General features: G+C 72.2%; 23 protein-coding genes. 11 read left to right on the forward strand and 12 right to left on the reverse strand.

Going from position 1 to position 22967, the window contains the following annotated elements:
* Window positions 1-32 precede the first annotated feature (32 nt).
* A complete protein-coding gene (locus ACIA8D_RS26300; RefSeq protein ID WP_399235915.1) occupies window positions 33-1271 on the reverse strand; it encodes a MurT ligase domain-containing protein in 1239 nt (412 codons plus the stop codon).
* A gap of 141 nt (window positions 1272-1412) precedes the next feature.
* On the opposite strand from ACIA8D_RS26300, the gene def reads away from it, so the two are divergent.
* A complete protein-coding gene (gene def, locus ACIA8D_RS26305; protein WP_399235918.1) occupies window positions 1413-1967 on the forward strand; it encodes a peptide deformylase in 555 nt (184 codons plus the stop codon).
* 21 nt (window positions 1968-1988) lie between these two features.
* Here the strand turns inward: def and ACIA8D_RS26310 are convergent, their stop codons facing one another.
* Complete coding sequence (locus ACIA8D_RS26310) at window positions 1989-2642, reverse strand: TetR family transcriptional regulator (protein WP_399235920.1); 654 nt, start codon at window positions 2640-2642, stop codon at window positions 1989-1991.
* A gap of 163 nt (window positions 2643-2805) precedes the next feature.
* Here ACIA8D_RS26310 and ACIA8D_RS26315 point away from each other — a divergent pair, with 163 nt between their 5' ends.
* On the forward strand, window positions 2806-4032 hold the full coding sequence (locus ACIA8D_RS26315; RefSeq protein WP_399235921.1) for an acyl-CoA dehydrogenase family protein: 1227 nt from the start codon (window positions 2806-2808) through the stop codon (window positions 4030-4032).
* 16 nt (window positions 4033-4048) lie between these two features.
* Here the strand turns inward: ACIA8D_RS26315 and ACIA8D_RS26320 are convergent, their stop codons facing one another.
* The 5 genes from ACIA8D_RS26320 to ACIA8D_RS26340 form a co-directional block, all read right to left on the reverse strand.
* Window positions 4049-4585, reverse strand: coding sequence for a cupin domain-containing protein (locus ACIA8D_RS26320; protein WP_399235924.1), 537 nt, complete (start codon window positions 4583-4585; stop codon window positions 4049-4051).
* Window positions 4582-5802: a cytochrome P450 gene (locus ACIA8D_RS26325; protein WP_399235926.1), complete on the reverse strand. Its 1221-nt coding sequence runs from the start codon at window positions 5800-5802 to the stop codon at window positions 4582-4584. The genes ACIA8D_RS26320 and ACIA8D_RS26325 overlap by 4 nt, the downstream gene beginning before the upstream one ends.
* Window positions 5799-6881, reverse strand: a complete 1083-nt coding sequence (locus ACIA8D_RS26330) for a type III polyketide synthase (RefSeq protein ID WP_399235928.1) — start codon at window positions 6879-6881, stop codon at window positions 5799-5801. The genes ACIA8D_RS26325 and ACIA8D_RS26330 overlap by 4 nt, the downstream gene beginning before the upstream one ends.
* A 180-nt stretch (window positions 6882-7061) precedes the next feature.
* Window positions 7062-8336 (reverse strand): SWF or SNF family helicase, encoded by a 1275-nt coding sequence (locus ACIA8D_RS26335; RefSeq protein WP_399235930.1) that lies wholly within the window; start codon window positions 8334-8336, stop codon window positions 7062-7064.
* Complete coding sequence (locus ACIA8D_RS26340; protein ID WP_399236112.1) at window positions 8333-11098, reverse strand: SNF2-related protein; 2766 nt, start codon at window positions 11096-11098, stop codon at window positions 8333-8335. The genes ACIA8D_RS26335 and ACIA8D_RS26340 overlap by 4 nt, the downstream gene beginning before the upstream one ends.
* Before the next feature lie 379 nt (window positions 11099-11477).
* On the opposite strand from ACIA8D_RS26340, the gene ACIA8D_RS26345 reads away from it, so the two are divergent.
* Both ACIA8D_RS26345 and ACIA8D_RS26350 read left to right on the forward strand, forming a co-directional pair.
* Complete coding sequence (locus tag ACIA8D_RS26345; protein ID WP_399235931.1) at window positions 11478-12533, forward strand: fatty acid desaturase family protein; 1056 nt, start codon at window positions 11478-11480, stop codon at window positions 12531-12533.
* 149 nt (window positions 12534-12682) lie between these two features.
* Window positions 12683-12865: a hypothetical protein gene (locus ACIA8D_RS26350; RefSeq protein ID WP_399235933.1), complete on the forward strand. Its 183-nt coding sequence runs from the start codon at window positions 12683-12685 to the stop codon at window positions 12863-12865.
* Window positions 12866-12923: 58 nt separating this feature from the next.
* On the opposite strand, the gene ACIA8D_RS26355 is transcribed toward ACIA8D_RS26350, so the two are convergent.
* The 3 genes from ACIA8D_RS26355 to ACIA8D_RS26365 all read right to left on the reverse strand — a co-directional run bounded on the left by ACIA8D_RS26355 (window position 12924) and on the right by ACIA8D_RS26365 (window position 14968).
* A complete protein-coding gene (locus tag ACIA8D_RS26355; protein ID WP_399235935.1) occupies window positions 12924-13754 on the reverse strand; it encodes a hypothetical protein in 831 nt (276 codons plus the stop codon).
* A 176-nt stretch (window positions 13755-13930) separates the two neighbouring features.
* Window positions 13931-14218 (reverse strand): hypothetical protein, encoded by a 288-nt coding sequence (locus ACIA8D_RS26360; RefSeq protein WP_385764167.1) that lies wholly within the window; start codon window positions 14216-14218, stop codon window positions 13931-13933.
* A gap of 135 nt (window positions 14219-14353) precedes the next feature.
* The gene (locus ACIA8D_RS26365) at window positions 14354-14968 is read right to left on the reverse strand and encodes a class I SAM-dependent methyltransferase (protein WP_399235937.1); all 615 of its coding nucleotides are present in this window, start codon (window positions 14966-14968) and stop codon (window positions 14354-14356) included.
* A gap of 241 nt (window positions 14969-15209) precedes the next feature.
* Here ACIA8D_RS26365 and ACIA8D_RS26370 point away from each other — a divergent pair, with 241 nt between their 5' ends.
* The 5 genes from ACIA8D_RS26370 to ACIA8D_RS26390 all read left to right on the forward strand — a co-directional run bounded on the left by ACIA8D_RS26370 (window position 15210) and on the right by ACIA8D_RS26390 (window position 20015).
* Window positions 15210-15983: an MHYT domain-containing protein gene (locus ACIA8D_RS26370; RefSeq protein ID WP_399235939.1), complete on the forward strand. Its 774-nt coding sequence runs from the start codon at window positions 15210-15212 to the stop codon at window positions 15981-15983.
* A 64-nt stretch (window positions 15984-16047) separates the two neighbouring features.
* Complete coding sequence (locus tag ACIA8D_RS26375; RefSeq protein ID WP_399235941.1) at window positions 16048-18576, forward strand: nitrate- and nitrite sensing domain-containing protein; 2529 nt, start codon at window positions 16048-16050, stop codon at window positions 18574-18576.
* Entirely contained in the window at window positions 18573-19013 is a 441-nt protein-coding gene (locus ACIA8D_RS26380; RefSeq protein ID WP_399235943.1) for a roadblock/LC7 domain-containing protein, read from the forward strand. Before ACIA8D_RS26375 ends, ACIA8D_RS26380 begins: the two co-directional genes overlap by 4 nt.
* Window positions 19014-19030: 17 nt before the next feature.
* The gene (locus tag ACIA8D_RS26385) at window positions 19031-19426 is read left to right on the forward strand and encodes a DUF742 domain-containing protein (RefSeq protein WP_399235945.1); all 396 of its coding nucleotides are present in this window, start codon (window positions 19031-19033) and stop codon (window positions 19424-19426) included.
* The gene (locus ACIA8D_RS26390; protein ID WP_399235947.1) at window positions 19407-20015 is read left to right on the forward strand and encodes a GTP-binding protein; all 609 of its coding nucleotides are present in this window, start codon (window positions 19407-19409) and stop codon (window positions 20013-20015) included. The genes ACIA8D_RS26385 and ACIA8D_RS26390 overlap by 20 nt, the downstream gene beginning before the upstream one ends.
* A gap of 16 nt (window positions 20016-20031) precedes the next feature.
* On the opposite strand, the gene ACIA8D_RS26395 is transcribed toward ACIA8D_RS26390, so the two are convergent.
* Window positions 20032-20460, reverse strand: coding sequence for a PPOX class F420-dependent oxidoreductase (locus ACIA8D_RS26395; RefSeq protein ID WP_399235949.1), 429 nt, complete (start codon window positions 20458-20460; stop codon window positions 20032-20034).
* Window positions 20461-20579: 119 nt separating this feature from the next.
* Here ACIA8D_RS26395 and ACIA8D_RS26400 point away from each other — a divergent pair, with 119 nt between their 5' ends.
* Both ACIA8D_RS26400 and ACIA8D_RS26405 read left to right on the forward strand, forming a co-directional pair.
* Window positions 20580-20996, forward strand: coding sequence for a roadblock/LC7 domain-containing protein (locus ACIA8D_RS26400; protein ID WP_399235951.1), 417 nt, complete (start codon window positions 20580-20582; stop codon window positions 20994-20996).
* A 144-nt stretch (window positions 20997-21140) separates the two neighbouring features.
* Window positions 21141-22013: a DUF6397 family protein gene (locus ACIA8D_RS26405; protein WP_399235953.1), complete on the forward strand. Its 873-nt coding sequence runs from the start codon at window positions 21141-21143 to the stop codon at window positions 22011-22013.
* A gap of 57 nt (window positions 22014-22070) precedes the next feature.
* Here the strand turns inward: ACIA8D_RS26405 and ACIA8D_RS26410 are convergent, their stop codons facing one another.
* Entirely contained in the window at window positions 22071-22943 is an 873-nt protein-coding gene (locus ACIA8D_RS26410) for an acyl-CoA thioesterase (RefSeq protein WP_399235955.1), read from the reverse strand.
* Window positions 22944-22967: the final 24 nt, after the last annotated feature.

Consider the following 22967-nt stretch of genomic DNA (forward strand, 5'->3'; position numbering starts at 1 on the left):
ATGATCCTTCGCTGGTCCTCGTCAGGGCGGGGTCAGTTGCCCACACGCCGGCGGACGTCCTGGAACGCGGTGTAGTTGGCGATCAGCTCGATCCGCCCCTGGGGCGACATCTGCACCGCCTCGTCGAGCGTTTCGCAGACCCGGAAGTCCAGGCCCGCGACCTCGAGCCGGACCGCGAGGTCGAGCCGGCGGTCGCCGATCACGCAGATCGGGTGCCCGGCGAGGCGCTTGTAGTCGACGTCCCACAGCCAGGAGGTGTCGGTGCCGTCCGCGCCCCGCGCGTTCACCGAGAGGATCACCGGGGTCGGCGGCGGGTCGATCAGAGTGAACGTTTCGAGCCAGCCCGCCGGGTTCTTGGCGAGCAGCAGCCGCAGGTCGCGCTCCTGGAACTGCACGACGTCGTAGCGGCCGGCGACGGCCTGCACCTGGTACATGCGCTCCAGGGCGACCTGCGGCGGCACCCCGAAGCAGGCGGCGACGGCGGCGGACGTCGCCGCGTTCGCCTTGTTGGCGCGGCCCGGCAGCTGGAGATGGATCGGCCAGGCCGAGCCGTGCGGGTCGATGACGTGGTCGCCCTGGAGCGCCCAGCTCGCGATCGGCCGGCGGAAGCCGCACTCGCCGCAGAACCAGTCGTCGCCGGGGCGCTGCATCACGCCGCCGCACGCCGGGCAGGACCAGGCGTCGTCCTTCCACTCCTGGCCCGCCGCGACCCACACCACGTTCGGCGAGGAGGAGGCGGCCCAGACGATCAGCGGGTCGTCCGCGTTCGCGATCACAATGGCCTTCGAACCGGCGAGCCCCTCGCGCCACTTCTCGGCGAGCATGCGGGTCTCACCGGCGCGGTCCAGCTGGTCGCGCGAGAGGTTGAGCAGCGCGATCGCCTTCGGGTCGGTGTCGCGGGCGACGCCGGCCAGGTACTTCTCGTCGACCTCGATCACGCCGTACTTGGCCTCGCCACCGCCCGCCAGGGCGGAGGTGATGCCCGCGGGCATGTTCGCCCCGAGGGCGTTCGAGACGACGGGGCCGCTGGCGCGCAGGGCCTCCGCGAGCAGTCGCGTGGTCGTCGTCTTTCCGTTCGTGGCCGAGACGAGCACCACGTCCAGGTGCTGGGCGACCCGCGCGAGCAGCTCGGGGTCGAGCCGCAGCGCGACCTTGCCGCCGATCACTGATCCGCTGCCGCGGCCCGCCGCCCGCGACACCGCGGCCGCGGCCCGGCCGGCCGTCACGGCCAGCTTGGCGCGCGGAGTCATCGGCTCCGAGTTGCCTGCCATCTTCCTGGGTCCTCCTTGCGTACGGCGCCGCGCCTGCCCCCGGCATCGTTTATGGGCTCAGCCTATCGAGATCCTCCGACAAGCCCGAACCCCGGCACCACCAGCGCTTCGTGGCGCGCGGTGGACCGTACCCTTACCGGCATGCGACACGGCTCGATCCCGGGCGCCTCAGGGCGCGTACGACCCCTGACCCTGCTCGGCGAAGCCGTGCTCCACCAATCCTGCGCGCAGGTCACGGACTTCGGCCCGGCGCTGGCGCGCCTGGTCGAGGACATGTTCGCCACGATGTACGCGGCCCAGGGCGTGGGCCTCGCCGCGAACCAGGTCGGCGAGGGGCTGCGGGTGTTCGTCTTCGACTGTGAGGACGACGACGATGTGCGCCACGTCGGCCACGTCGTGAACCCGCGCCTGGTCGAGGCCGACGGGGAGGTGATCCGCGGCCCCGAGGGCTGTCTGTCGCTCCCCGGCCTGGAGGCGGGCACGCCGCGCTTCGACCACGCGCGCGTGGAGGGTGTCGACGTCGACGGCGAGCCCGTGGTGATCCATGGAACGGGCTGGTTCGCCCGCTGCCTCCAGCACGAGTGCGACCACTTGGAGGGGCGCACGTACACGGAGCGCGTCACCGGGTGGCGGCGCAGGCGGGTGCTGCGCCAGGCGGCGAAGGCGCCGTGGGCGCCGGGTGCCGTGCCGTCCTGAGACGACGGGGCGGGGCCGGGGTCAGAACCCGGGGCCGCCCACCTTGTCGCCCGCCGCGGCGAGCCGTCCCCACAGCAGATCCGCGAGGCCGCGCACCAACTCGGCGCGCTCGCACGGGCGATCGCCCAGCCACCAGTCACCGGCGGCGTGCATCATGCCGACGATCCCGTGTCCCCACACGCGCGCGAGCTGCTGGCTGCCGGGGCCGAGGTCCACGCGCTCCTCGATCACCTCGGCCAGTTCCTCGCCCATGCGGCGCAGCAGCGGGAACGAGTGCCGTCCCACGTCGAACCCGGCTTCGGTGGGGGAGCCCTCCGACGGATGCATCAGGAAGCGGTAGACCTGGGGACGGGCCTCGATGGCCGCGAGGTAGGTGTCGAGCGTGGCCTCCACGCGCTCGCGGCGCTCCGCGGGCGCGTCCAGGGCGGCCCGCAGCGAGGCGAGCAGGGCGTCCGTATGGCGCGTGGCGAGCGCGGCGTAGAGGCCGCCCTTGTCGCCGAAGTGCCGGTACAGGATCGGCTTGGTGATCCCGGCCTCCGCCGCGATCGCGTTCATCGAGGCGCCGGGGCCGTCCCGGAGCACCACGCGGTCCGCGGCCTCAAGGAGGTCGCGCCGTCGACGCTCGGCGGCGGACTGCTGGTCCGCGCGCTGATCGGTCCGCTGTGTGGTCTCCATGAGCTTTTCTCCCCGCCCCTGCGATTGCCTGACGCACGCGAAAGGTAACACCTCATGGCTATTCGGTATCGAACGCGCACTCGGAGGTTGACATGGGCTACTCGCCAGTAACAGACTCGCGTTACCTTAAGTAACACAGCAGTGCGTGCGCCCTGGAGGGGTTATGGCCGAGTTCACCATGGATCTCAACGACGAGCAGAAGGAAGTCCGTGACTGGCTTCACGGCTTCGCCGCCGATGTGATCCGCCCCGCGGCCGCCGAGTGGGACGAGCGCGAGGAGACCCCCTGGCCGGTCATTCAGGAAGCGGCCAAGCTCGGAATCTACTCCCTGGACTTCTACGCGCAGCAGTTCTTCGACCCCTCGGGCCTCGGCATCCCGATGGCCATGGAGGAGCTGTTCTGGGGCGACGCGGGAATCGGCCTGTCCATCGTCGGCACCGGCCTCGCCGCCGTCGGCGTCCTCGCCAACGGCACCGAGGAGCAGATCGGCACCTGGATCCCGCAGATGTACGGCGACGTGAACGACGTGAAGGTGGCCGCCTTCTGCTCGTCCGAGCCGGACGCCGGCTCCGACGTCGCCGCCATGCGCACGCGCGCGGTCTACGACGAGGCCAAGGACGAGTGGATCCTCAACGGCACCAAGACCTGGGCGACGAACGGCGGCATCGCCAACGTCCACGTGGTGGTCGCCTCCGTGGACGCCGAGCTCGGCTCCAAGGGGCACGCCTCCTTCATCGTGCCGCCGAACACCCCCGGCCTGTCCCAGGGCCAGAAGTTCAAGAAGCACGGCATCCGCGCCTCGCACACCGCCGAGGTCGTCCTGGAGAACGTGCGGATCCCCGGCTCCTGCCTGCTCGGCGGCAAGGACAAGCTCGACGAGCGCCTCGCCCGCGCGCGTGAGAAGGCCAAGAAGGGCGGCGAGCGCGTGAAGAACGCCGCGATGGCCACCTTCGAGGCCTCGCGTCCGGCCGTCGGCGCCATGGCGGTCGGCACGGCCCGCGCCGCCTACGAGGAGGCCCTGGAGTACGCGAAGACGCGCGAGCAGTTCGGCCGCCCGATCATCGACAACCAGGGCGTGGCCTTCCAGCTCGCCGACATGCGCACCCAGATCGACGCCGCGCGCCTCCTGGTGTGGCGTGCCTCCTGGATGGCGTCCACGGGCAAGAAGTTCGAGAACGCCGAGGGCTCCATGTCCAAGCTGTTCGCGAGCGAGACCGCCAAGAAGGTCAGCGCCCAGGCCGTCCAGATCCTCGGCGGCAACGGCTTCACCCGCGAGTACCCGGTGGAGCGCATGCACCGCGACGCCGCGATCTACACGATCTTCGAGGGCACGAGCGAGATCCAGCGCCTGGTCATCGCCCGCACCCTGTCGGGCATGCCGATCCGCTAGCGGTACCGCCGCCGCGTCACGGCGCGCCGTGACGCAGCGGCGTCAGCTGCTCGATGTCGTACCGGGAGCGGAGCTCCTCGATCGCCGCGTGGTCCGGTGGCCCGTCCGCGGCCAGGATCTCCAGGAGCTCCTCGAAGTAGCGCTCGTGGTCGGGCGGGGGAGAGGCCTGGAAGAACATCCGGGCCGGGTTTCCCGTGGGGTTGGCGAAGGCGTGCGGGCAGCCGGGCGGCACGACGATCACCGTGCCGGGCGTGGCCCGCACCACCTTGCCGCCCGAAGGGGACTGCCAGCGCTGCCAGTTGTCGGGCGTGCGCACCCGCGGCTCGAAGGCGAGGACGTCCAGCTCGCCGTCGAGGACGTAGAACAACTCCTCGCTCCGTGTGTGCACATGGGCGCCCACATCGAAGCCGGGCGGCACCACCACCTCGAAGCTGGAGGCGCTGCGCGAGTGGTGCCCGGTGACCTTGAAGGTGACCTGCTGGGCCGCTGTCTGCACGGTGCGCCCGTGGCCGGGCGGCACCAGCAGTCCCTCCGGTGGGCTCAGCGCGGTCATCCGACCGCCGACCAGGTCACCGGCAGCGCCTCCGGGCCGCGGATCAGCGCACCCTTGCGGAAGGGCACGTCCGCCGCGGGCACCGCGAGCCGCAAACCGGGGAACCGGTCCGCCAGGACGTCCACCAGAAGCTCCGACTCCAGCTGCGCCAGCATCCCGCCCACGCAGTAGTGCGGCCCGAAGCCGAAGGAGACGTGCGGGTTCGGCGTGCGCTCGAAGTCGATCCGGTCGGGGTCGGCGAACACCTCGGGATCCCGGTTGGCCGCGAGGTACGAGACGTAGACCGGTTCGCCCTCGCCGATGCGCACGCCCGCGATCTCCACGTCCTCCAGGGCGATCCGGGACAGGCCGACGGCGCTGCGGTGCGGGATGTAGCGCAGCAGTTCGTCGATGGCCCGCGGACGCAGGCCGGGCTCTTCGCGCAGGCGCGCCATGAGGTCGGGCCGGGTCAGCAGGATGTACGCCATGTTGCCGCAGTTGTTGGTGACGGCCTCGCCGCCGATCTGCACCAGCACGGCGATCCCCACCGCCTCGTCCTCGGTCAGCTCTTGAGCGTCGACCGCCGCGCCCAGCAAGGAGGTCACGTCCTCGCCGGCGCCGTCGGCGCGCGAGCGGATCAGGCGGGTGAAGTAGGCCGACATCTCGTTCTTGGCGCGTTCGCTGACGTCGGCGCCGTGGGCGGACGACAGGATCAGCTGCGTCCAGGTGTGCATCAGCTGCCGGTCGGCGGCGGGCACCCCCATCAGCTCGCAGATCACCGCGATGGGGAACGGCGCCAGGAGACGCTCCGTGAGGTCCGCGGGCGGGCCGTCGCGCAGCATGCCGTCCACCAGTTCGTCGAGCATCGCCCGCGCGCGCGTACGCAGCCGCTCGACCCCGCGCGTGGTGAACGCCGCGGCGACCGCGCGCCGCAGCCGCGTGTGGTCGGGCGGGTCCGCGAACCCGACGGCGCCCGCCTGCGGGATGAAGTGCGGTGCCAGCCGCGTGACTTGGCGCCCGACGACCGCCTCCCGGCTGAAGCGCGCGTCGTTGGCCACCATGCGTACGTCCGCGTGCCGGGTCACGAGCCAGGCCCAGCCCTCGCCGTTCGGCAGCGCGATGCGGGTCACCGGGCCCTCGTCCATCAGCCGGGTCAGCACCGGGTCGAAGTCGACGCCGTGCAGGTCCAGAGCGGGCCACTGGCGGACCGGCGGGCGGGTGGTGGTGTCCTCGGTCATACGGCGGCCTCCTCGAGCGCCGAGCGGTCCTGGGCGCCGCTCCAGCGCCCCAGCGTCATCTCCGCGGTGATTCCGGGGCCGAAGCCGGCCAGCAGACCGCGCGCGGTGTCGTGCGCGCCGCCCTCGTCGAAGAACCGGCGCAGCGCGTCGAGCACCACGGCGCTCGCGATGTTGCCGTACTCGGTGAGCGTGGCCCTGCTGAAGCGGAAGGAGTCCGGAGGTACCTGGAGGAACTTGCTGAGGTCGTCCAGGATGCGCGGACCGCCCGCGTGCACGATGTAGAAGTCCAGCTCCGAGGCGTCCCAGCCGTGCCGCTCCGCCAGGTTGCGCAGCACCGGAGCGAGCGGCTCCATCGTGGTCGGCACACGCTTGTCGAGCATGAAGTGGAACCCGGTGGCGCGGACGTCGTACGCGATCCAGTCCTCGGTCTGCGGGATCAGGTACGAGCCGTTGCGCTCCAGCTCGATGCCCGTGCCGCCCCGACCGCGCACCACGGCGGCGGCGACCCCGTCCCCGAAGAGACCGTTCGACAGGAGGGAACCGATGCCCAGATCGGTCGGCTGGTAGCACAGCGAGCAGAACTCGCAGGCCACGATCAGCGCGTTCGCCTCCGGGTAGGCCGTGCAGAAGTCGTGCGCCCGGTTCACCGCCGTCCCGCCGCCCGCGCAGCCCAGCTGGGCTATGGGTATCTGGCGGGTGTCGGGGGAGAAGCCCATCGCGTTGATGAGCCAGGCCGTCAGGGACGGCATCATGAAGCCGGTGCACGACACGTAGACGATCGCCTGGATGTCCTGCGGGCGCAGCCCCGCGTCGTCGAGCGCGCGCCGCACCACGGCCGGGACGCGGGCCTTGGCCTGCGCCTCGTAGACGGCGTTGCGGGCCTGGAAACCCGGGTGCTTCAGGGTCTCCTCGATGGGTTGCACAAGGTGGCGTGTGAGCACGCCGGTGTTCTCGATCAGGCGGAGCGCCAGGGGGAGTTGGGGGTGATCGGCGTGGTGGGAGCGCGCGAGGGCGAGCGTGTCCTCCAGGGTGATCACATGTTCCGGCACGGAGACAGCGGGTCTGCACAAAGTGGCCATGATCCTGAGCCTTCTCGTCGCCCCCCGGCTGAACGGCACCCTTCCTGATGAAGGGCGGTCCACCCACGATCACCCGCCGCGCGCCGTTCGTCCCGTCGGACTACTCCATGCCGGTCGCGCGGCGGGCGGGCGACCCGTGTGGGGCCCGACCCCCGGGTCGCTCCGCTTCAGGGGTGCGCGCTACTCCTCGCCGGTGTCGAGCGCCGTGGCCAGGGCGGAGGCGGGATCGGGCGTGGCCGGGCCCGCCGGGGTCCAGCGGCCGTGCTGCTTGCGGTAGGGCCACCAGCGCCCGTCCCGGCCGAGCCGCAGCTGGGCCTGCCCGTCGGCGGTGCTCCAGCGGCCGCGCGCGGGCTTGAGCACGGGGCGCTCCTCGCCCTCCCAGGCGGCTTCGAGCGCGGTACGCGCGCGTGCGGCGCTCTCCGCGTCCGGGGCCCACTCGTCCTCCAGCACGGAGAGCCCGGCGGCGCCCCCGTACTCCCAGGCGCGTACGGCGAGTGCCAGGCCCTCGCGGCCCCGGTCGCCGACCTGGGCGAGCCGCGCCCGGATGTGCTGCTGCTCGGGCGCGCTCGCTGCCAGCCGTACTGCGTCCTGCGGAACGGTCAACTCCAGTGCGACGGGGCGCTGTTCATGCCCCGGCGCCAGCGCGTCCGCGAGCATGTGGTGCGCGTCCACCGCCGCCCGCGCGCCGAGGAAGCCGAGCGCGTCGACGTCCGTGCCCGTGGGCGGCGGCGTCTCGGTGTCGAGCGAGGGCGGCAGGCCGGGCTCGTCGGGCAGCGGTGGCGGGCCCGGCAGCGGTGGCAGCACGATCGCCGACGCGTACGCCTCGGCGGCGTCCACGCCTTCGGTTTCCTTGTCCTCGCGCGGCGCTTCCGGTTCGGTGCGTACGGTGCTGCGCACCTGAAGCTCGTCGAGCAGCGCGCGCTCACCGCGCCCGCGCAGCAGGAGCAGCACGAACGGGTCCTGGTCGAGCAGTCGTGCCAGCTGATAGCTGAGCGCCGCCGTGTGCGCGCAGTGGTCCCAGGCGTCGCAGTCGCAGCGCGGTTCCAGGTCGCCGATCCCCGGCAGCAGTTCCACGCCGGAGGCCGAGGCGTCCTCCACGAGATGCGGCGGCATGTCGCGGTCCAGGAGCGCCGCGATGTGCCCGGCCCGCTCGGCCGCCATCGTCAGGAAGCCGTCCCACTCGTCCTCGTCCAGGCACTGCAGCAGCACGTCCGAGCGGTATGTCGCGCCGCCCCGGTCCTCCACCACCGCCGTGATACGGCCGGGCCGGACCGAGACCGCGCCGACCGCTCCCGCGCGCGCGAGCCGGCGCCCCGCCTTCAGCTGCGCGGTGTCCAGCGCGGTGTCCTCCAGTGCCTTCAGCCAGGCCTGCCCCCACCAGGTCCCGGCGAAGGCCCGCCCGCGCTCGGGCGGCAGGGCCGCGAACGTGCGCATGTCGTCTTCCCGGTGACTCATCGGTTGCCCCCTCGCAGCTCGACCAGGTCCGCCAGTTCCGCGTCGGTGAGTTCGGTCAGCGCCGCCTCGCCGGATCCGAGCACCGCGTCCGCCAACTCCTGCTTGCGCAGCAGCATCTCCGCGATGCGGTCCTCGATCGTGCCTTCGGCGATCAGCCGGTGCACCTGCACCGGCCTGGTCTGCCCGATGCGGTACGCGCGGTCGGTGGCCTGCGCCTCCACGGCCGGGTTCCACCAGCGGTCGTAGTGCACGACGTGCTCCGCGCGCGTGAGGTTGAGGCCGGTGCCCGCGGCCTTCAACGAGAGCAGGAACACGGGGACCTCGCCCTCCTGGAAGCGCCGCACCATGGACTCGCGCTCCGCGACCGGGGTGCCTCCGTGGAGGAACATCACCGGTACGCCACGGTCCGCCAGATGCCGTTCCACGAGGCGGGCCATCTGCACGTACTGCGTGAAGACCAGCGCGCTCGCGTCCTCCGCCAGGATCGTGTCCAGGAGCTCGTCGAGGAGCTCCAGCTTCCCGGAGCGGCCGGTGATGCGCGGCTTGTCCTCCTTGAGGTACTGCGCCGGGTGGTTGCAGATCTGCTTGAGGCCGGTGAGCAGCTTGACGATCAGGCCGCGCCGCTCGAACCCGGCCGCCCCGGCGATCTCCGCGAGCGTCTCGCGCACCACCGCCTCGTAGAGGCCCGCCTGTTCGGTGGTCAGGGACACCGCGCGGTCCGTCTCGGTCTTGGGCGGCAGCTCCGGTGCGATGCCGGGGTCCGACTTGCGCCGCCGCAGCAGGAAGGGCCCCACGAGCTTGGCCAGAAGCTCGGCAGCGGCCGGGTCCTTGCCACCCTCGATCGCCTGGGCGTAGCGCGTACGGAACGTGCCGAGGCGGCCCAGGAGGCCCGGCGTCGTCCAGTCGAGGAGGGCCCACAGCTCGGAGAGGTTGTTCTCGACCGGGGTGCCGGTGAGCGCCACGCGCGCGTGGGCGCCGATGGTGCGCAGCTCCTTGGCCGTCGCCGAGTAGGGGTTCTTCACGTGCTGCGCCTCGTCGGCGACCAGCATTCCCCAGGTCGTGGTGGCGAGTTGGGCCGCGTCCAGGCGCATCGTGCCGTACGTGGTGAGCACGAACTCGCCGTCGGCGAGGTTCTCCAGGGAGCGGCGCCCGCCATGGAAGCGGCGTACGGGTGTGCCGGGCGCGAACTTCTCGATCTCGCGCTGCCAGTTGCCCATCAGGGACGTCGGGCAGACCACGAGCGTCGGTCCCGCGCTCTGCGGGGAGCTCTGGCGGTGCAGGTGCAGCGCGATCAGGGTGATGGTCTTGCCCAGGCCCATGTCGTCGGCGAGGCAGGCGCCGAGACCCAGCGAGGTCATGTGGGCCAGCCAGTTCAGCCCGCGCAGCTGGTAGTCGCGCAACTCGGCGTCGAGCGCCGCCGGTTGACCGACCGGCGCCATGCCCTCGGGGTCGGCGAGGCGGTCCCGCAGGGCCGTGAGCCAGCCCGTGGGGCGCACGTCGATCCGGCGGCCCTCGACCTCCGTCGAGCCCGTGAGAACGGCGCTCAGCGCGTCGACGGGGGTGACCTTGCGGTCCTGGTGCGAGCGGGCGCGGCGGGCCTCCGCGGGGTCGATCAGCACCCACTGGTCGCGCAGCCGCACCACCGGACGGTTCGCCTCGGCGAGCACGTCCAGCTCCTCGCGGCTCAACTCCTGGCCCCCGAGGGTGAACCGCCAGTCGAACGCCAACAGGGCGTCGGCGGACAGGAAGGACGGCCCGTCGGAGGACAGCCCGTCGGGGTCCTCGTCCTCGGCCGGGCCGATCACCGCACGGGCCGTCAGCTTGCGGGCCAGCTCCTTGGGCCAGTGCACCTCCACGCCGACCGCGGACAGCGCCCGCGTGCCCTCGCCGAGCAGCTCGGTGACCTCCTCGTCGGCGAGTTCGACGGCGTCCGGCACGGTCGCGGAGAGCAGCGGCGCGAGCGGCGTCCACGCGCGCGTGGCGCGGCGCAGCGCCAACAACGCGTCCATCCGGGCGCGGTCGCCGAAGGTCTGCCCGACGGCGCCGGTCCCGGCCCACACCTGCGCCGCGTCCGCGACCAGGGCGGGGTCGCTGACGCTGTGCAGCTGAAGCACCGCGCGGAACGGGACGCGGGCCCCGTCGTCCGCGAGCTGTTCGAGCCCGGGGACCTCCACCCGCAGCGAGATCCGTACACCCGCGTCGAGCCCCGCCGCGACATCCCCCGCCCAGGGACGCAGCTCGGGTACTCGCTGCGGCGCCCGCGCCGTGAACGCCGGGCCCCCGGCGGCGTGTGCGGCGGCAGGGGAGCGCGGCAGGGCGTCCGCCACCGCGTCGAGGAACGCGCGCAGCAGCCGCTCCGGGGCGTGCAGCCGCGGCGGTTCGTGCCTGTCCAGCGCCACGGCGTGCGCCTCGGGCGGCATAGCGGCGGCCAGCTCCCTGACCCGGTCGAGGTCGGCGGCCCCCAGCGGTCCCGCGCGCCACGCGTCGTGCCCTTCGGCGCTCACCCCCGGCAACAGCAGGCCGCGGGCGACGAGTTGGAGCGCCAGCAGGCCGGCCGCACCCCAGAAGCTCGCCGTCGGGTCGGCGTCCGCGGTGGCACGCGCGCGGGTGAGCACCGGGAGTGCGGCGCGCACGGGCAGGGTGACGGCCGGTACGGTCACCGGCTCCACCGCGTCCTCGCCGGGCAGTACGAGGCGCAGCTCGGTGTGGATGCCCGCCTCCGGCAGCGGAGGCTCGCCGCCATCGGGCCGCCAGAAGGCCATGGTCGACGTGCGGGCCGGGTCGGCCGGCACGAACACGACGCCGCAGCGCGCGAGTTCGGTGGTTTCGGAGGGAGTGGGCGGGGCGGTGCGGGTGTGCTCGGAGATGGCGACGTCCTCGTATTCATCAAACTTGACTACTCACCCTGGGGGCGCCGAGGGTACACCCCGGAATCGGACCGACGCGCCTCCAAATGTCGTGATCTGGATCACCTGACCCTTAAGGGTGGGGCTTACCCCCGTCTCGAGGGTGGGGTGAACCCAGGCGGTACTTGGGTGGTGGCGCCATGGTCGATCAAGGTCCGTGATCCGTAGGTTCCTAGTGGTCGGGCGACGCGTAGCCCGCCGCATCGACCTCACCCACCACAGACCGGAGACCGCCATGCCCTCGGCCGTCGGAACCCTGCCGGAGCCTGCCACCAGGCCGGCCTCCCCCCAAGGGGGAAGCGAGTTCACGCCCCTGCTGCGCGCCGTCAAGGGGCAGGGGCTGCTGGAGCGGCGCACCGGTTGGTACGTGCGCACCATCGCGGTCAACGCCTTGTGCCTCGGCGCCGTCGTCACGGGCATGGCCCTCATCGGCGGCTCGTGGTGGGTGCTCGCCCTCGCCCCGGTCCTCGCGGTGCTGTGTGCGCGCACCGCCTTCATCGGGCACGACGCGGGCCACGCCCAGGTCACCGGAAACCGTTCGGTCAGCCGCCTGATCGGCCTGGTCCACGGCAACCTGCTGCTGGGCATGTCCTATTCGTGGTGGAACGACAAGCACAACCGCCACCACGCCAACCCGAACCACATCGAGAAGGACCCCGACGTCGCCGCCGACGTCCTCGTCTTCACCAGCAAGCAGGCCGCCACGCGCGCGGGGTTCCGCGGCTGGCTCACCCGCCACCAGGCCTGGCTGTTCTTCCCGCTCACCCTCCTCGAGGGCCTCGCCCTGAAGATCTACGGATTCCAGGACCTGCGCCGCCAGGGCCGCCGCGAACGCCTCGTGGAGGGCGCGTTCCTGGTCGCACACGTGGCCGGATACGTCACCCTGCTCCTCACCACCATGCCGCTCGGTCACGCGCTCGTCTTCGCGGCTCTCCACCAGGCCCTGTTCGGGCTGCACCTGGGCATGGCGTTCGCCCCCAACCACAAGGGCATGGAGATGCCGGACCCCGACGGCGACAAGTGGGGCCACCTGCGGCGCCAGGTCCTCACGTCGCGCAACATCAAGGGCGGCGCGCTGACCGACTGGTTCCTCGGCGGCCTCAACTACCAGATCGAGCACCACCTGTTCCCCAGCATGCCCCGACCCCACCTGCGCCTCGCCCAGCCCATGGTGAAGGCCCACTGCCGCGGGCTCGGCATCCCCTTCGTGGAGACGGGCCTCGTCGACTCCTACCGCCAGGCGCTGCGTCACATGTATGAAGTGGGAGAGCCGCTGCGGGCCGACATCTGACGAGCTTCCCGCCGTGTGCGGGGACGCGGAATCAGGGATGTCTCAGGGTCCCCCGACGGAACTGCGGGCGACGTGGGCCCGTTTTTCACTGCAGAGGACGAGCCCGCCCCACCCAGGCGAGGGCGGGCCGCCCCCGAAGGAGGCCACACATGTCGAAGAACGCGAAGATCGCCGCGGGAGGTGTGGCGGTCGGCATCATCCTGCTGATCTGGCTGCCCTGGTGGGCGGCCCTGCTCATCGTGCTGGGCGCGCCCACCGCCGCGTACCTGATGCTCGACCCCTCGCAGCGGCGCAGGCTGCGCCGCGTCTCGCGCAAGGAGCTGGGGCGCTGAGGGAATCGTGACGGCCTGAGCCGCGCGGGGTGCGAGCATCCCGCGCGGCCTCGGCGGTTCACGTGGGGCGTACGGCCATCTTGTCGAGCGCTTCGAGCAGGCTCGGCAGCTCCCGGCCGCGGCCGACCGGCAGCACCTCGCCCGGCTCGTCGTCGAGGAGCACGAAGGCGATGTCGTCGGTCCGCGCGACCATCGACCAGCCGGGCCCGTCGGCGCGCAGCGTCCGGGCGTCGCCGGAGGCGAACGACGAGCGCACGCGGCCCAGGGGCGGCGGCGCGTCCACGTACCCGCGCGCCTCCGTGAGGACTCGCCGAAGGCCGGTGTGCGTGCCGCTCGGGCCGTCCTCCGCAGTGTCGCCCTTCTCGGCGTCCTCCTCCGTGGCGAACTGCGAGTCGTCGAGCTGCTCCCGCCACACGGCCCACTGCAGGGCTATCTCGTCCGCTCCCAGGCGGCGTTGCGCCGGGCCCCAGGTCTCCGTGTCAGGCGGCGTCAGCGGCGCGGTGTCGGCGTACTCGGGGTCGGGCTCGGGATCGTGCGGCTCGGGGACGCCCGGGGCGGCCACGGCGAGCGCGAGCGGCCAGCCCGGCAGCGCGGCGACCATGCTGTCCTCGTCGGGCGAGAGCTCGTACTCCATCCCGCAGTCCCACGACGCGATGGCGACGGCGACCAGTGACACGTCGTCGACCACGACCGTCCAGCGGGCGCCCTGCCCGTCCTGGCCGAGCACCAGGCCGTACCCCTCGGCCAGCGGTGCGAGCCCCAGGGCCGCGCAGGCCTCCGGGTAGTCGTCACCGAGCACGCTCGGGAACTTCGCAGGCGTCAGCAACACCGCCGTCAGCACGTACAGCGCGTCGTCCCCTTCGACCGCCGCTTCGTCCACTCCGGTCACGCCGGCCTCCCCTGAACTTCGTTCCACCGGCGAGACCTTAGTCAGTGCCCGACGGCGTCGTACAGGGGGGTCCGTGGTCGATGACCAGGAAATTCAGCGGCAGGTCGACTCCTGTAGCCCTGACGTGAACAAAGTGTCGACATCTCGTGCCTGTCGCGTGTGCCCGCGCGTGCGGGTCAGCCGACGGGCAGCCCAAGGAGGGCGCGGGCGACGGTTCGTGGCGGCTCGTCGCGTTCCCGTGCGAGGGCGATGACGGCCCGGCAGGCGAGTTCGTTGACCCCGAAGGCCAGCGCACTCGGTTCGACCCAGCCCGCCGCCTCGTCGGCACGCTCCTGGTCGTCCTCGACGCACGCCACCACGTAGGCGGCAGCGGCCTCGAAGAGATTGTGCGCGCGCTCCCTCCTGCTCGGCGTGCCGCCGTCCTCGCGCCACGTCCTCCACGCCTTGCGGACCCGATCGATCATGGACGCCACCGTCCCCCTGCCCGTAACCGTCAACGTGTGTCGCGCGGTTGCGGCCATGGTGACAGAACCGGCCACGGAGCGGATCCCGCGCGGTGGGGCCGAGTCGGGTCCGGTTTTCCGGGCCTTGATCGTGGGTCAGGCCGCGGCCTCCTCGAACTCCCGCGCCGCGAGCGCCAGAAAGCGCTCGTCCTCGTCGACGTACGAGATCAGGCGCCAGCCCGCGGCATCGAGGAGCGGGCGCAGATTGGGCTCGGCGCGCAGGTCGTCCGGTGTCAGCGCACGGCCGTGGCGGGCGGCCAGGGCGGCCCGGCCGATGGGGTGGAACAGTGCGAGCAGCCCGCCGGGGCGCACCACCCGCGCCAACTCGCGCAGATTCTCCGACGGTTGCGGAAGATGCGAGATGAGCCCCGCGCCGAACACCGCGTCCAGCACGCCCGCGCGCAACGGCAGCCGGGCCACGTCCGTGAGCAGCAACCGCCCCTCGGCGTCCCTGCCCGCCCGTACGGCCCGCTCCAGCATGGCCGGCGTCAGATCGGCGCCCAGGACCGCTCCGGAGGGCCCCACGGCCGCACGCAGCGGCGCCAGTGCCCGCCCCGTGCCGCAGCCGGCGTCGAGTACCCGGTCTCCGGGGCGCAGCCCCAACGCGGCCACCGCGGACGCGTACGCGGGCCCGTCGTCGGGGAAACGGACGTCCCAGTCGGCGGCCCGGGCCGTGAAGAACTCCTGCACACGTGTGGCGTCGTCGCTCATGCGCTCCATGATTGCGCAGCGCACTGACAGCGGCGCCCAGGCGCGTCCTGTGACACGAGTGGAGGACACGGGGGCGAAAGGTCCCTTCTCCGTTGAAGACTTCGTCGAAGACATCGCATGCACGTGCGGCGCGCATGTTCGACACTCCCGCGACTGTTCCGAACCGCATCTGCTCCGTTTTCCAAAACCTTTCGGACTGCGCCCCTGCCGCACGCCCCCACCGGAATACCGTCCCTGACCCATGGGACACCTGGACCACGCCGCCTTCGGCTGGCTTACCCCCGTGCTGTCGTACGCGATGGCCTGCATCGGCGCAGCGCTCGGACTGCGCTGCACCGTGCGCGCCCTGAACACCACGGGACGCGCGCGGCGCAACTGGCTGCTCACCGCCGCGTCCGCCATCGGCACCGGCATCTGGACCATGCACTTCGTGGCGATGCTCGGCTTCACGGTCACCGGCACCGAGATCCGCTACGACGTCCCGCTGACCATCCTCAGCCTGCTCGTCGCCGTGGCCGTCGTCGGCGTCGGTGTGTTCGCGGTCGGCCATCACCGTGAGCGCGGGCGCGCGCTGTTCCTGGGCGGCCTCACCACGGGCATCGGCGTGGCCAGCATGCACTACCTGGGCATGGCGGCCCTGCGCCTGCACGGGCGGGTCGACTACGACCCGCTGCTGGTGGCGCTCTCCGTGGTGATCGCCGTCGTCGCGGCGACCGCCGCCCTGTGGGCCGGTCTCAACATCAAGACGCCGGGCGCCGTCGCGGTCGCCTCCCTCGTCATGGGCGGCGCCGTGAGCAGCATGCACTACACCGGAATGATGGCGGTGAGCGTGCGGGTGACCCCCTCCACGGCGGAGCTCGCCGGGGCCACGGCGATGCAGTTCATCTTCCCGCTGGCCGTGGGGCTCGGTTCCTACCTCTTCCTGACCTCGGCGTTCGTCGCGCTGTCCCCGACGGCGGACGAAAGGGAGGCCTCCACGTCGGCGCAGCGCCCGCTGGAGAACCTCACTCCCTGACCACCGCACCGAACACCGACCGGCACCGGTACGCGACGGTGCCCCGACCCCGATAGAGGAGGCCATGCGCCCGCCCCGCAGAACCCCCAGCCCCGGCCCCTTGCGGGCGAGTTCGGCCCCCGCGCGCGGCCGACGGGCGCACGCCGGTCAGCCCGCCCACGAAGACGTCCCGGTGGAGCCGGAACCCCGCGGGGCGTCCCCCGCGCGCGGGGGAGCCCTGCAACTGCGTCCGCGTACGGTCCGGGCGAAAATCATCTGCCTCCTGATGGTGCCCGTCGTCTCGCTGCTCGCCCTGTGGGCCTTCGCCACCGTGAGCACCGCCCAGGACGTCGCGCGGCTGCGGCAGTTGCAGCGGGTCGACGAGACGGTACGCGCACCGGTGGGCGCGGCCGTGGCCGCCCTGCAGGCCGAACGCACCGCGGCAGTCGCCTACGCCACCGAACCCGGCGCGGGGCGAGGCGACGCCCTTACCCGTCGCGCCGCCACCACCGACCGTGTCGTCTCCGCGCTGCGCATCGGCGGCGACGGTACGGTGGCGGACGGAGCGGACCTCCCGCGCGCGGTCGCCGGCCGCCTCGAATCGTTCGTCGTCGGCGTTGAGCAGCTGCGGAGTGTGCGCAAGGACGTCCGGGAACGGCGCACCGGCTGGGACGACGCCTACGGGCAGTACACCAGGGCCGTCGACCGGGCCTTCGCGGTCAGCGGCTCGCTCACCGGCATCCAGGACTCCGAACTCGGCTCCGACGCGCGCGTGCTCCTGGAATTCGGCCGCTCCGGCGAGATGCTCGCCCGGGAGAACGCGGTGCTCGTCGGCGCACGCCTGGCCGACTCCCTGGACGGCGAGCGGCTGCGCCTGTTCACCGGAGCGGTGGCGACCCGCGGGAACCTGATCGGCACCGCCGCCGGCGACCTGCGCGGTCCGGAACGAGCCGCCTGGCAGCACCTGGCGGCGAGCCGCGCCTACGCGGACGTACGCGCCGTCGAGGACCGCACCCTCATCGCGGAGCCGGGCGGCAAGGCGCTCGCCGCCGCGTCCGCCGACTCCTGGAACACGGCGTACGCGACCGTGCAGGACCGATTGCGCGCCATCGAGACGGACGCGGCACGGGGCGCCGCCCTCCGCGCCGACCCGCTCACCCGCGGAGTCCTCACCCCGGCGGGAGCGGCCGTGCTGCTCGGACTCGTCGCCGTGGCGGCCTCGCTGGTGATCTCCGTGCGCATCGGCCGCGGACTGGTCGTCGAACTCGTCAGCCTGCGCAACACCGCGCTGGAGATCGCCCGCCGCAAACTGCCCGACACCATGCGCAGGCTGCGGGCCGGCGAGGAGATCGACGTGGCGGCCGAAGCCCCCCAGGGCCCGCCCGCCGAGGACGAGACGGGCCAGGTGTCCGAGGCGCTCACCACCGTGCACCGCGCGGCCCTGTACGCCGCCGTGGAGCGCGCCGAACTCGCCAGCGGCATCTCCGGCGTGTTCGTCAACCTTGCCCGCCGCAGCCAGGTCCTCGTCCACCGCCAACTCGGCCTCCTGGACAGCATGGAGCGCCGCGCCGACGACCCGAGCGAGCTCGGCGATCTGTTCCGGCTCGACCACCTCACCACCCGGATGCGCCGCCACGCGGAGAGCCTGATCATCCTCTCCGGGGCCGCGCCGGGCCGCGCCTGGCGGCAGCCCGTCCCCCTGACGAACGTCGTGCGGGCCGCGGTCTCCGAGATCGAGGACTACGCGCGCGTGGAGGTGCGCCATCTGTCCGTCGCCCAAGTGACAGGGGCCGCCGTCGCCGACCTCACGCACCTGGTGGCCGAACTCGTCGAGAACGCCGCACAGTTCTCGCCCCCGCACACCAAGGTGCGCATCAGCGGCGAGCCCGTCGGCAACGGGTACGCGATCGAGATCGAGGACCGCGGCCTGGGCATGGGCAAGGAAAGCCTCGCCGAGGCCAACCAGCGCATCGGGCACTCGGAGACCCTCGACCTGTTCGACAGCGACCAGCTCGGACTCTTCGTGGTCAGCAGGCTCGCCAAACGCCACGAGATCAAGGTGCACCTGCGTACGTCCCCGTACGGGGGCACCACCGCCGTCGTCCTCCTGCCCACCCCCTTGCTCCACAAGGACGTGGAGGTCGGGCCCAGCGCCCACGACGCGCACCAACTGTCCCAGGAAGAGCGCCGCTACGCGCGCGTGCCCGAGCCCGAAGCGGCGCCGATGAACGACAGCCACCCCGTCCCCGCGTCGGCGCCCCGACCGGCGCTCGCCCCCTCGACGGAGCCCGAGAGCCCGCGCCATCCGCCGGGCGTCACCGCGCTGCGCCTGCGCACCCCGCCGGAGCCGGTGAACAGCGAACTCCCCGAGGACACCGGGGACGACGATGCGGACCCGCCCCCCGACGGCCTCCCGCGCCGCGTGCGCCAGGCCAGCCTCGCGCCCCAACTCCGCGAGCGGCCGACCGAACCGACGTCCCCCGCGCGCGTGCCCGCACCGGACGAGCGCACCCCCGAACAGGTCCGGGCCCGGATGACCTCCTTCCGGGACGGTTGGGCCAGAGGCGGCGGCCGCCCGCCCGGCCCCGACACGCACGAAGGAGATCCCGCATGATCAAGGAACCGACTACCACGGGCACGGCGCACGGTTCCGGTGAACTCGACTGGCTCCTGGACGATCTGGTGCTTCGGGTGCCCGAACTGCGGCATGCCGTGATCCTCTCCAACGACGGGCTCGCCGTCGGCGCCTCCAGCGGCCTGCGCAGGGAGGACGCCGAACACCTCTCGGCCGTCGCCTCCGGCTTCAACAGCCTCGCCAAGGGCACGGGGCGGCACTTCGGAACCGGCGGGGTGCGGCAGACCATGGTCGAGATGGATGAAGGTTTCCTCTTCGTGGCGGCCGCCGGCGACGGGTCCTGCCTCGCCGTCCTGAGCACTGGCACCGCCGATATCGGGCTCGTCGCCTACGAGATGGCACGCCTGGTCAAGCGGGTCGGCGAACACCTCTACACGGCCCCGAGATCCGCCGGGCACCCGTCCACCACGGGCTGAGGGGCACAGGTGGCGACATGAACGACGACGACCCCGGCAGCCAGTGGTTCGACCATGAGGCCGGCCCCCTGGTCCGCCCCTACGCGATGACCGGTGGGCGGACCGGGGCGGGCCCTCAGGGAGCCCACTTCGATCTGATCGCCCTGGTGTCGCTCGACACCGCGGCGCCCGGCGCCCACGACGACACCGCGCTCGGCCCCGAGCACCGGTCGATCATCGAACTGTGCCGCACGGAGACCCAGACGGTCGCCGAACTGGCCGCGGGCACCGACGTACCCGTGGGCGTGGTCCGCGTCCTCCTCGGCGACCTGCTCGAACTGGGCTGCGTCAAGGTCAGCAGGCCGGTGCCGCCCGCACAGCTACCCGACGAGAAGATCCTGAGAGAAGTCATCGATGGGCTCAGAGCACTCTGACACCACGGCCGACCGTCCCACCGTCGACCTGGCGCTGAAGATCCTGGTCGCGGGCGGATTCGGCGTGGGCAAGACCACCCTGGTCGGCGCGGTCAGCGAGATCAGGCCGCTGCGCACCGAGGAACGCCTGAGCGAACTGGGCCAACACGTGGACGACACCGGAGCGGTCGAACGCAAGACGACCACGACCGTCGCCATGGACTTCGGACGCATCACCATCAGGTCCGGTCTGTCGCTCTACCTGTTCGGCACGCCGGGGCAGGACCGCTTCTGGTTCCTGTGGGACGAGCTCTCCCAGGGCTCGCTCGGCGCGGTGGTCCTCGCGGACACCCGTCGGCTCGAGGACTGCTTCCCCGCGGTGGACTACTTCGAGCACCGGCACATCCCGTTCGTCGTGGCGGTGAACTGCTTCGCGGACAGCAAGGCCTTCGGGGCGCACCAAGTGGCCCGGGCCCTGGACCTCGACCGCGGGACCCCCGTGGTGCTGTGCGACGCGCGCGACCGCGACTCGGGGAAGGAGGTGCTGATCAGACTGGTCGAGTACGCCGGGCGGATGCACTCCGCCCGGCTGCTCGACTCCGTGGGCTGACGCGTGGCCGGCTGGTTCAGCCGGCCATGTCGCCCAGTGCCACGACCTTTTCGACCCGCACCCGGACGACGAGTTCGCCCGGCACCGCGTTGCGCCGGCCGAACTCCTCGGCCCGGTCCGCTCCCATGTACCGGCCGCCGATCCTGGTGGCCGAATCCAGCAAATCGTCCGGGTCCTCGCTGAGTTCGGCGCGGCCCTGGATGGACACGAACGCGAACGGGGGCCGCTCGTCGTCGACGCAGAGGGCGACCCGCCCGTCGCGCGCCAGATTGCGGCCCTTGACCGTGTCCTTGCCGGTGTTGAACAGGATGTCGTCGCCGTCGAGGACGAACCAGACGGGTGCGATGTGCGGGCTGCCGTCCGCCTTCACCGTGGACAACTTGGCGGTGTGGGTGCCCTCTGAGACGAAGGCCTTCCATTGCTCATCGGTCATCTTGTGTGCCATGCGCCCATCCTCCTTGCCCGGACGCCCACCGTGGGGAAGGCTTGCTAGTGAGATCCTCCGGCCAGGGGAGCGGATCCCCTCCGGGGCGGGGAGCCACAGGGAAGCGGGGACAGGGGACCATGGGGCAGCGGTACGAAGGACTCGGTTGGCTGCTGGACGACCTGACGCAGCGCGTCGAACATGTGCGGCACGCTCTGGTCCTGTCCAACGACGGCCTCGTTACGGGGGCCAGCGCGGGCCTGAGCCGTGAGGACGCCGAGCATCTCGCCGCCGTCTCGTCCGGGCTGCACAGCCTCGCCAAGGGATCCGGCCGGTACTTCGGCACCGGCGGAGTGCGCCAGACGATGATCGAGTTCGATGACGCGGTGCTGTTCGTCACCGCGGCGGGCGAGGGCAGCTGCCTGTGCGTGCTCAGCGCGGCCGAGGCCGACATCGGGCAGGTCGCGTACGAGATGACGCTGCTGGTGCACCGGGTCGGCGAGCATCTCACCGTCGACGTGCGCAATCCGGAGCGAGGGCCGCTCGCAGACCTCTGACCTGCGGCGATCCAAGGGTCTGAAGGGTTATCCACAGGCTCGCACGGGGCCCGGTGATCCGGGCTACGGTTTCTCCCGAGCGGTCACGGAGAGTGACCGCGTCTGATTCGGAGACGGGGGAGAACCATCGTGCAAGGCGAGATCATGACCAGGCCCCAGAGCAGCGCGGCGCGAGAACTGGGGCTGAAACGCGGCGAGTTCGACCTCGCCGTCCGGCTGGGCCGCATCCGCACCGTCCCGGCGCCGGGCGGCGGCCGGCGCCGCGTCCCGAGCGAGGAGATCGACCGCATCCGCACGGCCGCCGGGTTCCCGGACGCACTGATCGAGCAGGTCAGGGTCGTGGGCACGGCGGAGGCGGCCGAGCTCATGGACATCCCGTCGACGCGCTTCACCAGGCTGGCTCGCGCCGGGATGCTGACACCCGCGAAGTTCTATGTGAACCGGTACCGGACGGTGGTGTGGCAGTACCTCGCGCAGGAGGTGCGCGAGTTCGCGGGGGCCGAGGTCAACGGGCCGCTCCTGACCGGGCGGGCGCCCGACCGGGTGCGCGCCAGGTTGCAGGCGGGCGCGGATCTGCGGCCGAAGAACTGGCGGGCCAGGCACGCCGGATATCTGCTCGGACAGGCGGACGGCCCGTGGGAACGGGCGGCGGCCGTCGCCACGCTCCTGGAACCCACGCAGCTCGCGGAGCTCGTCGAGAGTCCCTATGAGCGGGCCCATCTGCACCGGCTGCGGCCCGACGAGTTCTGGTACGGAGCACCGGAGTCGCCGAACGCCGCGATCGTCCAGCGCATCCTCACCGCCGACGACCCGGACGAGATCAGCTGGCTGCGCGGGAACCTGCTGCTCAACTTGGAGGAGGCCCGAAGGCGGCGCCCGGCACCCCACCCCGTCGGACACATGGAGCCCGCAGCGGGGCTGCCGCAGACCACGCCCGAGCCCGTGGCCGAGACTCCAGAGCCTCCCCAGGAGAGGCCACGGAGCCTATGGGCCCGCCTCGTCGGAAGAGGAGCCTGAAGCGCCAAGCGGCCTCTGGCCGTTGGCGTGCCGTGTGCGGACCGGCCGCGCGCCCGGTCAGCCCTCGAGCTTGCGGAACAGCCCTTCCTGGACCACGGACACGAGCAGCCGCCCCTCCGTGTCGTAGATGCGACCGCGGGCCAGGCCGCGGCCGCCCGTCGCAATCGGCGACTCCTGGTCGTACAGGAACCACTCATCGGCACGGAAAGGACGGTGGAACCACATGGCGTGGTCGAGCGAGGCCATGTCGAAACCGCGCGGCCCCCACAGCGGTTCGATCGGCAGCCGCACCGCGTCGAGGAGCGTCATGTCGCTCGCGTAGGTGAGCGCGCAGGTGTGCACGAGCGGGGCGTCGCCGAGGGGACCCACGGCACGCATCCACACCGCGCTGCGCGGCTCGGCCGCCTCGATGTCCTCGGGCGACCAGCGCAGCCGGTCGACGTAGCGGATGTCGAAGGGCTGGCGGCGGGCCATCCGCTCCAGAGCGTCGGGCAGCGCGCCCAGATGGCCCCGCACCTCGTCGGCGATCGTCGGCAGCGACTCCGGGTCCGGCACCTGCCGGGCCGGCGGCAACTGGTGCTCGAAGGCACCCTCTTCGGGCTTGTGGAAGGAGGCGGTGAGGTTGAAGATCGTGCGGCCCTGCTGCACGGCGGTGACACGCCGCGTGGTGAACGAACGCCCGTCGCGCATCCGCTCGACCTGGTACACGATCGGCACGCCAGGGCGGCCGGGGCGAATGAAGTACGCGTGCAGCGAGTGCACGGGGCGGTCGCCCTCGGTGGTGCGTCCCGCCGCCACCAGGGCCTGCCCCGCGACCTGCCCGCCGAAGACGCGCTGGAGGGACTCGTCCGGGCTGAGTCCGCGGAAGATGTTGACCTCGATCTGCTCCAGGTCGAGCAGGTCGACGAGCTTCTCCGCAGGATTCGTCATGGGTGGTTCTCTCTCGTGTGTGCG

The sequence above is a fragment of the Streptomyces sp. NPDC051684 genome (assembly GCF_044453445.1).
In the GTDB taxonomy this organism is placed as follows: Bacteria; Actinomycetota; Actinomycetes; order Streptomycetales; family Streptomycetaceae; genus Streptomyces.

Excerpts from the sequence above, each read along its gene's own strand:
- ACIA8D_RS26300 (WP_399235915.1), bottom strand. The coding sequence starts at position 1,271 with ATGGCAGGCAACTCGGAGCCGATGACTCCGCGCGCCAAGCTGGCCGTG.
- def (WP_399235918.1), top strand. The coding sequence starts at position 1,413 with ATGCGACACGGCTCGATCCCGGGCGCCTCAGGGCGCGTACGACCCCTG.
- ACIA8D_RS26310 (WP_399235920.1), bottom strand. The coding sequence starts at position 2,642 with ATGGAGACCACACAGCGGACCGATCAGCGCGCGGACCAGCAGTCCGCC.
- ACIA8D_RS26315 (WP_399235921.1), top strand. The coding sequence starts at position 2,806 with ATGGCCGAGTTCACCATGGATCTCAACGACGAGCAGAAGGAAGTCCGT.
- ACIA8D_RS26320 (WP_399235924.1), bottom strand. The coding sequence starts at position 4,585 with ATGACCGCGCTGAGCCCACCGGAGGGACTGCTGGTGCCGCCCGGCCAC.
- ACIA8D_RS26325 (WP_399235926.1), bottom strand. The coding sequence starts at position 5,802 with ATGACCGAGGACACCACCACCCGCCCGCCGGTCCGCCAGTGGCCCGCT.
- ACIA8D_RS26330 (WP_399235928.1), bottom strand. The coding sequence starts at position 6,881 with ATGGCCACTTTGTGCAGACCCGCTGTCTCCGTGCCGGAACATGTGATC.
- ACIA8D_RS26335 (WP_399235930.1), bottom strand. The coding sequence starts at position 8,336 with ATGAGTCACCGGGAAGACGACATGCGCACGTTCGCGGCCCTGCCGCCC.
- ACIA8D_RS26340 (WP_399236112.1), bottom strand. The coding sequence starts at position 11,098 with ATGGCCTTCTGGCGGCCCGATGGCGGCGAGCCTCCGCTGCCGGAGGCG.
- ACIA8D_RS26345 (WP_399235931.1), top strand. The coding sequence starts at position 11,478 with ATGCCCTCGGCCGTCGGAACCCTGCCGGAGCCTGCCACCAGGCCGGCC.
- ACIA8D_RS26350 (WP_399235933.1), top strand. The coding sequence starts at position 12,683 with ATGTCGAAGAACGCGAAGATCGCCGCGGGAGGTGTGGCGGTCGGCATC.
- ACIA8D_RS26360 (WP_385764167.1), bottom strand. The coding sequence starts at position 14,218 with ATGATCGATCGGGTCCGCAAGGCGTGGAGGACGTGGCGCGAGGACGGC.
- ACIA8D_RS26365 (WP_399235937.1), bottom strand. The coding sequence starts at position 14,968 with ATGAGCGACGACGCCACACGTGTGCAGGAGTTCTTCACGGCCCGGGCC.
- ACIA8D_RS26370 (WP_399235939.1), top strand. The coding sequence starts at position 15,210 with ATGGGACACCTGGACCACGCCGCCTTCGGCTGGCTTACCCCCGTGCTG.
- ACIA8D_RS26375 (WP_399235941.1), top strand. The coding sequence starts at position 16,048 with ATGCGCCCGCCCCGCAGAACCCCCAGCCCCGGCCCCTTGCGGGCGAGT.
- ACIA8D_RS26380 (WP_399235943.1), top strand. The coding sequence starts at position 18,573 with ATGATCAAGGAACCGACTACCACGGGCACGGCGCACGGTTCCGGTGAA.
- ACIA8D_RS26385 (WP_399235945.1), top strand. The coding sequence starts at position 19,031 with ATGAACGACGACGACCCCGGCAGCCAGTGGTTCGACCATGAGGCCGGC.
- ACIA8D_RS26390 (WP_399235947.1), top strand. The coding sequence starts at position 19,407 with ATGGGCTCAGAGCACTCTGACACCACGGCCGACCGTCCCACCGTCGAC.
- ACIA8D_RS26395 (WP_399235949.1), bottom strand. The coding sequence starts at position 20,460 with ATGGCACACAAGATGACCGATGAGCAATGGAAGGCCTTCGTCTCAGAG.
- ACIA8D_RS26400 (WP_399235951.1), top strand. The coding sequence starts at position 20,580 with ATGGGGCAGCGGTACGAAGGACTCGGTTGGCTGCTGGACGACCTGACG.
- ACIA8D_RS26405 (WP_399235953.1), top strand. The coding sequence starts at position 21,141 with ATGACCAGGCCCCAGAGCAGCGCGGCGCGAGAACTGGGGCTGAAACGC.
- ACIA8D_RS26410 (WP_399235955.1), bottom strand. The coding sequence starts at position 22,943 with ATGACGAATCCTGCGGAGAAGCTCGTCGACCTGCTCGACCTGGAGCAG.